A 12,972-nucleotide genomic window follows, 5' to 3' on the forward strand; every position below is an offset into this window, starting at 1 on the left:
GTGTCGGGGCTGGCTGTTCATAGCAAAGGTTGAAAACCTAGGGGTCTGGGTCTCCCAGAAAGAAAAGCTAAAAGCTTTATTCAGGTCGCTAGACCGGTAACCTTGCTTATGTATTACCTATCTTATTAAAAAGAATTGCTAAGTCAATTTTTTGAATGATGAATAGCCAATTAAAAAAGCCAACTGTTGAAAGCTGGCTTTTGTTTTTTATGTCCACTGATTGATGTTCTGTGTGCAGTATGTGTTTTTGTATTCTGCTAAGTCTTGATTGTTTTTTAGTCTGCTTAGTATCGTGTCATAGTAGTTTTTTAACCCAGCTTGATAAGCCCCTAAACCTCCATAAGTGTCAAAATAATTCTTGATTGAGAACTCGTTGCCTGTGTAGCTTCTTCCTGCAAATTTGAAGATTTCAAAGCTACTAGCAGAATCACCACGACACTTATACAAAGTACCACCTTGGGAATTATCTGGAGCTTGTGCAGGTGGTGGCGGTGCTGGTGGGTTTGGGTCTTGGTCTATTCCATCGGCTGGGGGTCTCGTTGCCGGTGGTATTGATACTGCTGGGGGTGTCCATGTTGGAACCTTGGGACCCTGTGGAACTGTGCCAGGTGGAGACACTACGGAAATAGGGCCACCACCACCGATTACAGGGCCTAGAGCTGGTGGATTGCCTGTGGTGATGGGGTAGGTACTAGGAACTGCTGTAGAGGCTGTAAATGCCTCCGGTGGTGTCCAACTGGCAGGAACTGGAACCGTGGGCAATTCCATCTCTGGGGGCTGGGCAGGTGCTGGGTTCACACTTGCAACGACTGTATTTATTGAATAATCGTTTAACTGCTTGTTTAAAACGATAGTTATATCGTTTTTATCCTGATGACAAGCTAAAGCAATGTCTTTTATGTTGTCTTTGCTGAACTCTGAACCATTGACAATAGAACCAATATTTTTAGAGCTTGTAAGCATTTTCCCGACAAAATCATTACAAACCCTTGACCCAATGTCTTGATAAACAAAATTTAGCTTTTTGTCTATAGGTTCAATCTTTGCAAGATTTAAAGAGCTGTTGAAAGCTAAAGAGCTATAAGAAACATCTTTAAAGCTATCTTGTGTTGATGTGCTGTTTTCAATTGATGAAATCAAAGCATTTAAGCTTTTAACCTCTGTTGTTGACTTTCTCCAATCACTGGCAATGTTTGCCACTGCATAAGCTCCAAGAGAGCTTATAGAGATGAAGCCTGTTATCAATAATAGTTCAATCGTTGTAAAACCTTTCTTTGTATTCATATAGTTAACCTTTCATTTTTAGAATTTTTGTAATTTTGCCTTGGCTGTTGTTAGATGTTTTGTTTCTTCTAGTATTTGTTTTTCAAGATTTTTTATTTCTATTTCTCTACAAATGATTTGTATTTTTTGAAGAACTTCTTTGTTTATATAATAATCATATTTTTTAATCATTTGTTCATTAAAAGAATTTAAAAGAAAAGAAAGTTTTTTGTTCTCTACAATTAGCAAGGTTGATGATATTTTTTCTTCATTGGGTAAGTGTTCTTCTTCTTTGCTGTAGTTGTAATATAAAGATAAACCATGTTTTTCTTTTGTTTTAAAATACTCTTTGTTTTTAACCCTTTTAAATTCTCCAAAGTACTTAATAAACTGCTCTTTTAATGTCATTTCTAAAACCTCCTTTTTATTTTTGTTAACTGTAAGTTTTTAGGTGATTTATTTATTTATCACTCTATCAATTACCACCGTTCTTTTTTGCTCTGCCTGTTGTTGTTGTGGCTGTTTCTTCTGCTGTTGTTTTATGAGTCTTTTAGCATCTTCTACAGGGTCCATCTGTTCAACTGATGAACCTTTAAATGCTGTTAGACCTGCTTTTATTAAAATTGATATGATGAATATCCACATCAACAAACCTCCATAGACAACAAAGACCCCTCCTGTTGTAACTACTGAAGTTGTTGCTACTGTGGCTTTAATTCCTAAAACTGCCTTCACTGCTTTAACTAATCCTGTTAAGAATTCAATTATCATTTTTCTTACCTTTCTTTTCTAGCTCGTCTAGTCTCCATTCAAGATTGAAAACCTTGATGTTAAGAGCTAAAAGCAACTGCTTCTGCTCTAGCTCTAACCTTTCCTTTTCCTCTTTTTTAAATTTCATCTTTTGCATGAAGTTCATATTAAAAACTCCAAGCAATAAAAGCAAAGCAGATAAAAATTACCACAAGTACAATATGTCTTATAAATTTATCTTCTTTAAATTTATCTTCTAATGCTCTTGAGAGTTTTTGCATATCTTCTTTATTCTTTTTGTAATTTTCTTGATTTTGTTTATAGTTAAATTCCATATCGTCTGTTTTCATATTTAATACTCCTTTGCTATATGAATAATCTATATATAGCAGAATTAAAAGAGAAATCAATAGTGTGAAAGCGGAAAACAAAAAAGCCCCATTTCTGGGGCTTTGGTGTTTCTATCAAAGAAGGCTTTTTACTATTAAATAACAAAGAAGTATTATTTGATATAAATATATTAAAACCTATTGAAATGTCAAGCCCTAGGGCTAGGGCTGATTTATAGCCCCATAGAGCCGTTTTTTGTAGTGGGGTAGGGTGTTGGTATGGTTGAAGGTAAAAAATCGCTTGGCGGCCGTTTTTTGTCGCTTCGCTCCTTCCTAGCTTCTATGTGTGTTTGGTGTTCCTAGTGTTGTTTCATATCTGTTGAGTGCCTCCCCTTCCGTCCCCTCGGAGAGGGGATACCTACTGCCGTAGAGGTAAATAAAAAAACTAGAACAAGTCTAGTTATATTTATTTAGATAAGTGTTTCGTTTCACTCAACGAATACCGTTGATTGTCCTAACTTCTTATTTTTTTATTCCTAGGTCGTAACCTCTTAGTATCTGTTTTATGATGGAACTAATACCAAAAATACACTTTATTAAACTTTTACCCTCTCTTAGATATGCTTAGGATTGAGCCAGAGAGGGTAAAAGTTTCCCTAACCCGAGCAATTTAAAAAAAACTGCTAAGGTTGGACTTTTACCCTCTCTGTGATATGCCTAAAAACTCTTAATATTTGCTAAAAATTCTTAGGCATATCGCCGTCGATACGGTCTTAATGATTAATAAAGTTGCATTAAGTTAAACAGTGCTAGATACTTTAAATCTACTATACGGGGTCTGTTCTTAAGTCTCTCCCTGTGGCTGTGTATAGTTCCTCTGTAACCACTTAAAAACACTTTAAGCAGGTTTTAAACTGCTTAGGCTAGTCCGTTAGCCAATTTCCTTTTCCAAGGGGTATCTTCTACCGTGATAAGAGTTTAAAGCTGGTCTTATTGTCTTTGCCTTTTTAACCTCTTGCTGTGTTTTTATTCGAATATCCCAGCGAGACAACTAAGGACGTACAAGATATTCATACCTATTTAAGTAAATTTTTTGGTAGTTGTCAAATGGCAATAAAAAAGCAGTCTAACGACTGCTTAGGTTAATTGTTCCATCTGTTTAATTTTCGCTTCTGTTTACTGATGTAATACCTATACATTGATGAAATTTCCTTCTCTGTATAGCCTTCCATGAGACTTTTATCTATGTGTTCTATGTCGTCATCATGGAACCTTTTTAGCTCTGCTTCAATGAAGGTTAAGAGAACTTCAAGAATGATGATTTTACTTTTGTGTTCCTCTTTGTTGTAGTCATAAGCTTTCAATTGAAGCTTTAGAATTGTTCTTCTGTGTATAAGAAAGATTATTCTTTTTACATCTGAAATAGTGATAAATAATTTTGCCATAGAGATAGACCTTTTTTGTTCTATCTCTATGCTATCAATTATTTTGGCTTTTTCAAATTTAAAGAGAAGTAATGTTTTTTAGTGACTGCTGATGTTGTATGTCCTACAGATTTTAAGACTTCCGTTTGTGTACTGAGGCTAGAGGTTGGCATTGTCTTAATTTCTCGCTCTAAGCCTGCAATGTCCCTAATGCCTAGAATTTCAGAAATCAAAAGGCTGTTATCTGCTCCGATAACTTCCACAAATTCCGAAATACTGTTTTTTCTGAGCTTATGAGCTGTAATGTCTTTAAGTCCAAATTTATTAAGATGATACCTAAGCGAAGCTTCAAAACCACCAACAGTGTAGGAAAACAATCGGTCTTGACCTTCTTTCCTCGGAATTGATTTAATTAATTCCTTGGCATCTGCTGTTAAATAAACAGGGCGGGGATTTGTTTTAGTATCTGTTAATTGAAGAAAGTTGTCGTAGATTTGTGACCATTTGAGCAGAACTACTTCTGCTCTTCTCATGGCTGTCAACATCATCAACTTGACAATAAAGACAAGCTCGGGGTTTTTGCTTTTTTCTACTGCTTCAAGAAAAGCTTTTTTAGTTGTTTTGTTTTCTTCTTCGCTGTCTGCAAATCTGAAAAATTTTGACTTCGCAGGAATAGCAAGAGAGTAAAGCTTTTTATCAAAGTCTTTAATTGGGTTTTTGAAGTCTTTTAAATCGCTGTTTAAGTGCTTTGAATACTCTAAAACACTATTCATAAGAACAAGTTCTGTTCTTATTGAACTGGCTCTTAGGTTGTCTTGAATTCTGCTTTTCACATAGGAGTTAATTGTAGATGCTGTAATTTCTTCCAGTGTGAAACTTCCGATTTCTTTTTGCCTAGAGTTAAAGCCTTTCATGGCAATTTCAAGCACGCCTAAATCAAAGTCTTGAACTTTGATTTTTGCCATCCGCTCAAGCTTGTTAACCTTGTTCGTATAGTTTTTGAGCTTGTGCTTTTCTTCTGCTGTTAGCTCCGATAGCTTCCTATTAAGTACATTTCTGTACTTAATTTTTAGAAATTCATTGATGTATTTCTGTATATATCTGTCAAAAGTGGGGCGGTTAATGTATTGGTTAACAAACTCTTTTCCCTCAGGGGTATTGCTCAAATTGTCATAAGATTTGAGCTTGAAAGCTTTTAGCTTTTCTTCGTCTTGTTCAATGACTAGCTTTTTTAGTTTTAACTTTTTTCGTTCATCGTTCAAGAAGTCCAAAGCTTCCCGAACTGATGGGAAAAGTTTGTCTAGCTTGACCCCCTTCCTGTTCATCTGAACCCTGTAAGCCAGCACCTGAGAGCCATCTTTGTTGCTTCGGGTTGTTTCTTGGATACCTCTAGGTAGCTTGTAGAAGTGCATTTTTGGCCTTGTTTTCTTTGTGAAATTCCCTGAATTTTTGTGAAAAAATTTCTAGGGAGTGCGACACAGTATAAACAAATCAAGCACTTGCAATGGATTTGTGGAAAAATTCAATTATGGGGGTTCAGTTGGGAATGCCGTAGAGCGTCACAGTGTTTGAGGTGGTCATGATTGGTTGCAGTTGCCGCAGTCCGCGGATGGCGAGGACCCCATAAGGACACTGTCCCTGGGTAACAATAGCGCGCAGTATGCACACCTCATTTCCCACATTGGATGCATGGCTCGCATATTGCGAGCGCCTGCACCCCAAGAATATCGCGCTGGGCCTGGATCGCGTGCGCGAAGTCGCCCAGCGCCTGGATCTGCGTTTCGACTGCCCCGTGATCACGGTGGCGGGCACCAATGGCAAGGGCTCGACCTGCGCCATGCTGGAGGCCGTGGCGCTGCAGTCGGGCTTTCGTCTCGGCGTCTACACATCGCCGCATCTGGTGCATTTCGAGGAGCGCTGCCGCGTGGGCGGCGAGATCGTGAAGGCCGCCGAGCTGCTGCCGCAGTTCGAGGCCGTGGAGCAGGCGCGCGTGCAGGGCACGGAAGTGGCGCTCACCTATTTCGAATTCACCACGCTGGCCATCCTGCGGCTGATGAGCCAGTCCAGGCTGGATGTGGCGATTCTCGAGGTGGGCCTGGGCGGGAGGCTGGATGCCACGAACGTGATCGATGCCGATTGCGCCGTCATCACCAGCATCGACATCGACCATGTGGAATTCCTGGGCCCGGACCGCGAGAGCATCGGCCGCGAGAAGGCCGGCATCATGCGCGCCGGTCGGCCGGTGGTGGTCAGCGATCCCATGCCGCCGCAAAGCGTGCTGGACCATGCACAGGCCATTGGTGCCGATCTCTGGCGCCTGGGCCAGGACTTCAACTTCTCGGGCGACAAGCAGCAGTGGGGCTGGGCAGGACGCGGGCGGCGCTATGCGGGCCTGGCCTATCCGGCGCTGCGCGGCGCCAACCAGCTGGTCAATGCATCGGGTGCGCTGGCCGCGCTCGAAGCCATTCGCAGCCGCCTTCCGGTCACGGCCCAGGCCGTGCGCACGGGGCTGGCCATGGTCGAGCTGCCAGGGCGTTTCCAGATCATTCCTGGCCAGCCCACGCTGGTGCTGGATGTTGCGCACAACCCGCATTCGGTGGCGGCGCTGACGGCCAACCTCGACGCCATGGGCTACTTCCCCTGCACGCATGCGGTGTTTGGCGCCATGCACGACAAGGACCTGGCGCCCATGCTGGGCAGGATCGCACCGCTGATCGACCGCTGGTACCTGACCGACCTGCCCACGCCGCGTGCTGAAAGCGCCGAAGTGCTGCGCCAGAAGATCGAAGCCCTGCCGCCCGCACCCGGCGTGCCCCGCGAGCTGTCGGTGGCCACCTTCGCAAACCCGCAGCTGGCGCTGGATGCAGCGGTTCTGGCCGCAGGTCCCACTGATAGAATCGTGGTCTTTGGCTCGTTCTTCACGGTGGGCGGCGTGCTGCAGGACGGCCCGCCCCGGCTGAACGCCAAGCATCTGGGCACCTGAATCCAGTGATCCGCACCGCAGGCGGCCATCGTGGCCGCTGTGGTGGCCGATATGAACGAGTCCGCACTCCATGGCATTTTTCAATTTTCGTTGGCCCGGCAAAAAAGACGACGGTGATTCGTCGTCCGCATCGAGGCGGCCCACACGGCTGGGACAGGCGGAAAGCGTCGATGTCATGCGCCGTCGGGCGCGCCACCGCCTCATCGGCGCTGCCGTGCTGGTCCTGGCGGGCGTGGTGGGCTTCCCCCTGCTGTTCGACACCCAGCCGCGCCCGATTCCCGTAGACATCCCCATCGAGATTCCTGACCGCGACAAGGTTGCGCCCCTGGTCGTGCCCGGCGCCAATGCCGTGGATGCCCATTCGCATGGCGCGGCTGCGCCGACGGGCCGCGTGTCGGCCCAGGCCTCGCTGGGAGCCGATGAGGAAGAGGTTCCCATGGGCAGGCCTTCGGCGCCGTCCGTGCCGTCCGTGCCTGTGGCCCCTCCCGTTTCCCAGGTGGCTCCGGTCAAGCCTGAAGCGAAGCCCGAGGCAAAGCCGGAGCCCAAGCCCGCCGCCAAGCCTGAGACCAAACCCGAGCCCAAGCCGGAACCCAAGCCCAAGCCGGAGCAGCCGAAGCCCGAACACAAGCCGGAGCCCAAGCCCGAACCGAAACCCGAGCCCAAGCCGGAGCCCAAGCCCGAACCGAAACCCGAGCCCAAGCCAAAGCCCGAACCCAAGCCCGAGCCGTCCAGGAGCGACGATGCCGCGCGTGCCCGGGCCCTGCTGGAAGGACGCAGCGCGCCCGCCGCTTCAACGGCGGCCGCGGCGACGGACGAACGCTTCATCGTGCAGGTCGGAGCCTTCTCTGACGCCGGCAAGGCCCAGGAAATCCGCGCCAAGCTGGAGCTGGCGGGCCTGAAGACATTCACGCAAGTGGTGGACACCAAGGACGGCAAGCGCACGCGGGTGCGTGTGGGCCCGTTCAACGGCCGTGCCGAAGCCGACAAGGCGGCGGCGCGCGTCAAGGGCCAGGGCCTGCCGGCGTCGGTGATCAAGCTCTGACGCGGTGACGTACATCTTGCAAAGCAGCACGGGCGCACAGAAATAGCGTATGTCCACGGTGGACTGGGTTTTGCTGGCCTGCGTGCTGGCCTCGATGCTGCTTGGCGCCTGGCGCGGGCTGGTGTACGAGGTACTGTCTCTGCTGGGCTGGCTGGTGGCCTTTGTCGTGGCCCGCATCTGGGCGGCCGACGTGGCGCTGTGGCTGCCCATGCAGGACTGGGACATGCAGCTGCGCTACGCCGCAGGCTTTGTGCTTTTGTTCGTGCTGGCGCTGTTCGGCTGGGGCCTGGTGTCCTGGCTGTCGCGCCGGCTGATCGAGGCGGTGGGCCTGAGGCCCGTGGACCGCACGCTGGGCGCGCTGTTCGGCGTGCTGCGCGGGGCGCTGCTGGCCCTGGTGGCAACGATGGTGATCAGCTACACGCCGCTGCACCAGGGGCAGTGGTGGCAGGATTCAGCCCTGGCGCCATGGCTGATGCAGGCGCTGGCTGTGGTTTTGCCACAGCTGCCGCAGGAATGGGGACGCTATCTGCCGGCTGCATGACAAGGCGCTGCAGCGCAGGAGTTGGCTGGCAGAAACAGTTTGGATAGAGAAATCGGGCGCAGGCGTGGCCAATGGGTGGCTGCTACGGCCCAGACAGCGAAGGGCGACCTTCGCAAACGGATGGAACGCAACTATGTGTGGAATCGTTGGTGTAGTCAGCACCGCGCCCGTGAATCAACTGATCTATGACGCCCTGCTGCTGCTGCAGCACCGTGGCCAGGATGCCGCAGGCATCGTGACCCAGCAGGAGCGCAAGTTCTTCATGCACAAGGCCAAGGGCATGGTGCGCGACGTGTTCCGCACCCGCAACATGCGTGCCCTGCCGGGCACGGTGGGCCTGGGTCAGGTGCGCTACCCGACGGCCGGCAACGCGACCAGCGAGGAAGAGGCCCAGCCCTTCTACGTGAACGCGCCCTTCGGCATCGTCATGGTGCACAACGGCAACCTCACCAATGCCAAGCAGCTGCGCGAGGAGCTGTCGGACACCGACCACCGCCACACCAATACCGAGAGCGACTCCGAAGTCCTGCTCAACGTGCTGGCCCACGAGCTGGCCCGCGCCAGCAGTGGCGCGCCGCTCAAGAGCGAAGACGTGTTCCAGGCCGTCAGCGCCGTTCACAAGCGCATCAAGGGCTCATATGCCGTGATCGCGCTGATCGCCGGCTACGGCCTGCTGGCCTTCCGCGACCCGTTCGGCATCCGCCCCCTGTGCATGGGCCGCGGTGCCGACGGCTCGGTGATGCTGGCCAGCGAGTCCGTGGCCCTGGAAGGCACGCTGCACCAGCTCGAGCGCGATGTCGCCCCGGGCGAGGCGGTGTTCGTGCACAGCGACGGCCAGGTCGAAACCCGCCAGTGCGCTGAAAAGAGCGAGCTGCACCCCTGCGTGTTCGAGTACGTGTACCTGGCCCGCCCGGACTCCGTGCTGGATGGCATCTCCGTCTACCAGGCCCGCCTGAACATGGGCGAGACGCTGGCCAAGCGCGTGGTCTCCACCGTGCCGCCCAACGAGATCGACGCCATCATCCCGATTCCCGAATCCAGCCGCCCCAGCGCCATGCAGCTGGCCCAGCTGCTGGGCATTCCGTACCGCGAAGGCTTCGTCAAGAACCGCTACGTGGGCCGGACCTTCATCATGCCGGGCCAGTCCTCGCGCAAGAAATCGGTGCGCCAGAAGCTCAACGCCATCGGCAGCGAGTTCAAGGGCCGCAAGGTGCTGCTGGTGGATGACTCCATCGTGCGCGGCACCACCTCCAAGGAAATCGTGCAGATGGCGCGTGATGCCGGTGCCGTCAAGGTCTACCTGGCCTCGGCAGCGCCTCCGGTGCGCCATCCCAACGTCTACGGCATCGACATGCCCACGCGCGCCGAACTGGTGGCGCATGGCCGCACGGTCGAGGAAATCCGCCAGGTCATCGGTGCCGACGCGCTGATCTACCAGGACGTGGCCGCCATGAAGCAGACCGTGGGCAAGATCAACCCGCAGGTGCAGGGCTTCGAGGCCTCGTGCTTCGATGGCGTCTACATCACGGGCGACATCTCCGAGGACGAAGTCACGGCACTCAATGAAGGCCGCAACCGCGGCGGTGAGGAAGAGTCCAGCGACGCCTCGCGCCTGTCCCTGCCCAACGCCCAGGAAGCCTGAGCCCGAGCCTGAGTCAGAGCGATTGGGCTTCAGTGACAATACGGGGGCGGGCCTGAGGCCCGCCCTTTTTTGACAAATGAGCTAAAAGCGCTGGTGCTGGAGGACTGCAGGCTGCAACGCCCAGCAAGTCCCCAGGTGACAAGTGTTTCTAGCTCCTTTTTTCCGGGCACCGCCGCCATCGGCGGGCCGCGCCCGACCCCAAGGACCATCAACGTGACGAACAAGACACTTCCCGAAGGCCTGCATCCCGATACGCTGGCCCTGCGCGTGGCCGTGGAACGAAGCCAGTGGGGCGAGCACAGCGAAGCCCTGTACATGACCAGCAGCTTCGTGCAGCCCGACTGCGCAACGGCAGCGCGCCGCTTCGCCAACGAAGAGCCCGGCTACACCTACAGCCGCACCTCCAACCCCACGGTGACCAGCTTCGAGCAGCGCCTGGCCGCCATGGAAGGCACGGAATGTGCCGTGGCCACGTCCACCGGCATGTCGGCCATCTTGCTGGTGGCGCTGACCACGCTCAAGGCGGGCGACCATGTGATCTGCTCGCAGTCCATGTTCGGCTCCACCATCAAGCTGCTGGGCGGCGAGATGGCGCGCTTCGGCATCGAGACCAGCTTTGTCTCGCAGACCGATGTGCAGGCCTGGAAGGCCGCCATCCGTCCCAACACGCGATTGCTGTTCGCCGAGACGCCGACCAACCCGCTGACCGACCTGTGCGACATCGCCGCGCTGGCCGAACTGGCGCACGCCCATGGCGCGCTGCTGGCGGTGGACAACAGCTTTGCCTCGCCCGCGCTGCAGCGGCCCGCGCAGTTCGGTGCCGACCTGGTCGTGCACTCCGGCACCAAGCTGCTGGACGGCCAGGGCCGCGTCATGTCGGGCGCGGTCTGTGGCACGACGGCGCTGGTGGACAAGGTCATGGGCACCTTCCTGCGCAGCGGCGGCCTGAACCTGGCGCCGTTCAACGCCTGGGTGGTGCTCAAGGGCCTGGAGACGCTGTCCCTGCGCGTCAAGGCGCAAAGCGCCGCCGCGCTGGAGCTGGCCACCTGGCTGGAGGCCCATCCCAAGGTCGCCCGTGTCTACTACCCGGGCCTGGCCAGCCACCCGCAGCACGAGCTGGCCATGCGCCAGCAAAACGGCATGGGCGGCGGCGTGCTTTCCTTCGACGTGGTGGGCGAGGGCGCCGAGCAACTGCGCGCCAATGCCTTCCATGTGGCCGACAGCACCCTGGTGTGCTCGATCACGGCCAACCTGGGCGACGTCAAGACCACCATCACCCACCCGGCCAGCACCTCGCATGGCCGCCTGAGCGAAGAGCAGCGCCGTGCCGCCGGCATCGGCCAGGGCCTGCTGCGCATCTCCGTCGGACTGGAATACCTGGGCGACATCAAGAACGATCTGTCCCGCGGACTGGATACCCTGCAATGACACAAAAAGTACGAACCCGTTTTGCCCCGTCTCCCACGGGCTTCATCCACCTGGGCAACATCCGCTCGGCCCTGTATCCCTGGGCCTTCGCGCGCGCCACGGGCGGTGATTTCATCCTGCGCATCGAGGACACCGATGTGGAGCGTTCCACCCAGGCCTCGGTGGACGTGATCATCGAAGGCATGGCCTGGCTGCAGCTGGACCATGACGAAGGTCCGTTCTATCAAATGCAGCGCATGGACCGCTACAAGGAGGTGCTGGCCGGTCTGCAGGCTTCGGGCCATGTCTACCCCTGCTACATGAGCGTGGAAGAACTCGACGCCCTGCGCGAGCGCCAGATGGCCAACAAGGAAAAGCCGCGCTACGACGGCACTTGGCGCCCTGAAGAAGGCAAGGTGCTGCCGCCCGTGCCCGAAGGCGTGCGCCCCGTGCTGCGCTTCAAGACGCCGCAGGGCGGCGTCGTGGCCTGGGAAGACAAGTGCAAGGGCCGCATCGAGTTCCAGAACAGCGAGCTGGACGACCTGGTGATCGCGCGCCCCGATGGCACGCCGACCTACAACTTCTGCGTCTGCGTGGACGATATGGACATGGCCATCACCCATGTCATCCGTGGCGACGACCACGTCAACAACACGCCGCGCCAGATCCACATCTTCGAGGCGCTGGGCGCCAGCGTGCCCGTGTTCGCCCACCTGCCCACCGTGCTCAACGAGCAGGGCGAGAAGATGAGCAAGCGCAACGGCGCCAAGGCCGTCACCCAGTACCGCGACGAAGGCTACCTGCCCGACGCCATGGTCAACTACCTGGCCCGCCTGGGCTGGAGCCATGGCGACGACGAAATCTTCAGCCGCGCCCAGTTCCTGGAGTGGTTCAACCTCGACCACCTGGGCCGCAGCGCAGGCCAGTTCGACGAGGCCAAGCTGCGCTGGGTCAATGCCCAGCACCTGAAGGCGCTGGACGATGCGGCCCTGGCAGAGCTGGTGCGCCCCTTCGTGCTCAAGACCGGCCTGGACCAGGCGCTGCTCGATGCCGACGACCGCCTGCCGCGCATCTGCGCCCTGTTCAAGGACCGCTGCGAAACCCTGGTCGATCTGGCCGGCTGGGTGCGCCTGTTCTATGTGGACGCCTTCTACCGCAACGCCGAAGACCTGGCCAAGCATGTGACCGACGCCGTGGCGCCCGCCCTGGACGCCTTCGCCGAAGGCATCGCCTCGGTGGAGTGGAGCAAGGAAGCCATTGCCGCCCTGATCAAGGAAGTGCTCAAGGCCCAGGGCCTGAAGATGCCGCAACTGGCCATGCCGGTGCGCGTGCTGACGCTGGGCACGGCGCACACGCCTTCGGTGGACGCGGTGCTGGAGCTGCTGGGTCGTGAAAAAATTCTGGCCCGTTTGAAAAACCGCTAAAAACCTGTCTATAATTCGAGTCTCTGATGCAAACGCAGCAACTAACAAGAAGCAGCGATTGCAGCATGAAGGGGGTATAGCTCAGCTGGGAGAGCGCTTGCATGGCATGCAAGAGGTCATCGGTTCGATCCCGTTTACCTCCACCAAAATTGAGACTTGAGTATTTA

At 53.7% G+C, this 12,972-nt stretch carries 12 protein-coding genes and 1 tRNA gene; 7 read left to right on the forward strand and 6 right to left on the reverse strand.

Going from position 1 to position 12,972, the window contains the following annotated elements; all coding sequences use genetic code 11:
• Positions 1 to 207: 207 nt before the first annotated feature.
• The 6 genes from KDK82_RS31730 to KDK82_RS31750 all read right to left on the reverse strand — a co-directional run bounded on the left by KDK82_RS31730 (position 208) and on the right by KDK82_RS31750 (position 5,178).
• Positions 208 to 1,284: a hypothetical protein gene (locus KDK82_RS31730; protein ID WP_143343388.1), complete on the reverse strand. Its 1,077-nt coding sequence runs from the start codon at positions 1,282 to 1,284 to the stop codon at positions 208 to 210.
• Positions 1,285 to 1,302: 18 nt separating this feature from the next.
• Positions 1,303 to 1,671, reverse strand: a complete 369-nt coding sequence (locus tag KDK82_RS31735) for a hypothetical protein (protein WP_143343389.1) — start codon at positions 1,669 to 1,671, stop codon at positions 1,303 to 1,305.
• A gap of 48 nt (positions 1,672 to 1,719) precedes the next feature.
• Positions 1,720 to 2,034 carry a hypothetical protein gene (locus KDK82_RS31740; RefSeq protein ID WP_143343390.1) on the reverse strand — a complete coding sequence of 105 codons (315 nt, stop codon included), beginning with the start codon at positions 2,032 to 2,034 and terminating at the stop codon, positions 1,720 to 1,722.
• Positions 2,024 to 2,179, reverse strand: coding sequence for a hypothetical protein (locus KDK82_RS32615; RefSeq protein ID WP_179217850.1), 156 nt, complete (start codon positions 2,177 to 2,179; stop codon positions 2,024 to 2,026). Before KDK82_RS32615 ends, KDK82_RS31740 begins: the two co-directional genes overlap by 11 nt.
• Before the next feature lies 1 nt (position 2,180).
• Positions 2,181 to 2,363 (reverse strand): hypothetical protein, encoded by a 183-nt coding sequence (locus KDK82_RS31745; RefSeq protein ID WP_143343391.1) that lies wholly within the window; start codon positions 2,361 to 2,363, stop codon positions 2,181 to 2,183.
• Between the two features lie 1,462 nt (positions 2,364 to 3,825).
• Positions 3,826 to 5,178 (reverse strand): hypothetical protein, encoded by a 1,353-nt coding sequence (locus KDK82_RS31750; RefSeq protein WP_143343392.1) that lies wholly within the window; start codon positions 5,176 to 5,178, stop codon positions 3,826 to 3,828.
• Positions 5,179 to 5,426: 248 nt separating this feature from the next.
• On the opposite strand from KDK82_RS31750, the gene folC reads away from it, so the two are divergent.
• The 7 genes from folC to KDK82_RS05185 all read left to right on the forward strand — a co-directional run bounded on the left by folC (position 5,427) and on the right by KDK82_RS05185 (position 12,951).
• Positions 5,427 to 6,749, forward strand: coding sequence for a bifunctional tetrahydrofolate synthase/dihydrofolate synthase (gene folC, locus KDK82_RS05155; RefSeq protein ID WP_088164184.1), 1,323 nt, complete (start codon positions 5,427 to 5,429; stop codon positions 6,747 to 6,749).
• 70 nt (positions 6,750 to 6,819) lie between these two features.
• Positions 6,820 to 7,791: an SPOR domain-containing protein gene (locus KDK82_RS05160; protein ID WP_088164185.1), complete on the forward strand. Its 972-nt coding sequence runs from the start codon at positions 6,820 to 6,822 to the stop codon at positions 7,789 to 7,791.
• A 49-nt stretch (positions 7,792 to 7,840) separates the two neighbouring features.
• Positions 7,841 to 8,332 carry a CvpA family protein gene (locus KDK82_RS05165; RefSeq protein ID WP_012206569.1) on the forward strand — a complete coding sequence of 164 codons (492 nt, stop codon included), beginning with the start codon at positions 7,841 to 7,843 and terminating at the stop codon, positions 8,330 to 8,332.
• 133 nt (positions 8,333 to 8,465) lie between these two features.
• A complete protein-coding gene (gene purF / locus KDK82_RS05170; RefSeq protein WP_034395856.1) occupies positions 8,466 to 9,974 on the forward strand; it encodes an amidophosphoribosyltransferase in 1,509 nt (502 codons plus the stop codon).
• Between the two features lie 213 nt (positions 9,975 to 10,187).
• Complete coding sequence (locus tag KDK82_RS05175) at positions 10,188 to 11,402, forward strand: O-succinylhomoserine sulfhydrylase (protein WP_013801588.1); 1,215 nt, start codon at positions 10,188 to 10,190, stop codon at positions 11,400 to 11,402.
• On the forward strand, positions 11,399 to 12,805 hold the full coding sequence (gltX, locus tag KDK82_RS05180) for a glutamate--tRNA ligase (protein WP_088164186.1): 1,407 nt from the start codon (positions 11,399 to 11,401) through the stop codon (positions 12,803 to 12,805). The genes KDK82_RS05175 and gltX overlap by 4 nt, the downstream gene beginning before the upstream one ends.
• 70 nt (positions 12,806 to 12,875) lie before the next feature.
• Positions 12,876 to 12,951 (forward strand) — tRNA-Ala (locus tag KDK82_RS05185).
• The last annotated feature ends 21 nt before the right edge of the window (positions 12,952 to 12,972 follow it).

Source organism: Delftia sp. K82 (genome assembly GCF_002193035.1).
Lineage (GTDB): Bacteria > Pseudomonadota > Gammaproteobacteria > Burkholderiales > Burkholderiaceae_C > Comamonas > Comamonas acidovorans.

Excerpts from the sequence above, each read along its gene's own strand:
- KDK82_RS31730 (WP_143343388.1), bottom strand. The coding sequence starts at position 1,284 with ATGAATACAAAGAAAGGTTTTACAACGATTGAACTATTATTGATAACA.
- KDK82_RS31735 (WP_143343389.1), bottom strand. The coding sequence starts at position 1,671 with ATGACATTAAAAGAGCAGTTTATTAAGTACTTTGGAGAATTTAAAAGG.
- KDK82_RS31740 (WP_143343390.1), bottom strand. The coding sequence starts at position 2,034 with ATGATAATTGAATTCTTAACAGGATTAGTTAAAGCAGTGAAGGCAGTT.
- KDK82_RS32615 (WP_179217850.1), bottom strand. The coding sequence starts at position 2,179 with ATGAACTTCATGCAAAAGATGAAATTTAAAAAAGAGGAAAAGGAAAGG.
- KDK82_RS31745 (WP_143343391.1), bottom strand. The coding sequence starts at position 2,363 with ATGAAAACAGACGATATGGAATTTAACTATAAACAAAATCAAGAAAAT.
- KDK82_RS31750 (WP_143343392.1), bottom strand. The coding sequence starts at position 5,178 with ATGCACTTCTACAAGCTACCTAGAGGTATCCAAGAAACAACCCGAAGC.
- folC (WP_088164184.1), top strand. The coding sequence starts at position 5,427 with ATGCACACCTCATTTCCCACATTGGATGCATGGCTCGCATATTGCGAG.
- KDK82_RS05160 (WP_088164185.1), top strand. The coding sequence starts at position 6,820 with ATGGCATTTTTCAATTTTCGTTGGCCCGGCAAAAAAGACGACGGTGAT.
- KDK82_RS05165 (WP_012206569.1), top strand. The coding sequence starts at position 7,841 with ATGTCCACGGTGGACTGGGTTTTGCTGGCCTGCGTGCTGGCCTCGATG.
- purF (WP_034395856.1), top strand. The coding sequence starts at position 8,466 with ATGTGTGGAATCGTTGGTGTAGTCAGCACCGCGCCCGTGAATCAACTG.
- gltX (WP_088164186.1), top strand. The coding sequence starts at position 11,399 with ATGACACAAAAAGTACGAACCCGTTTTGCCCCGTCTCCCACGGGCTTC.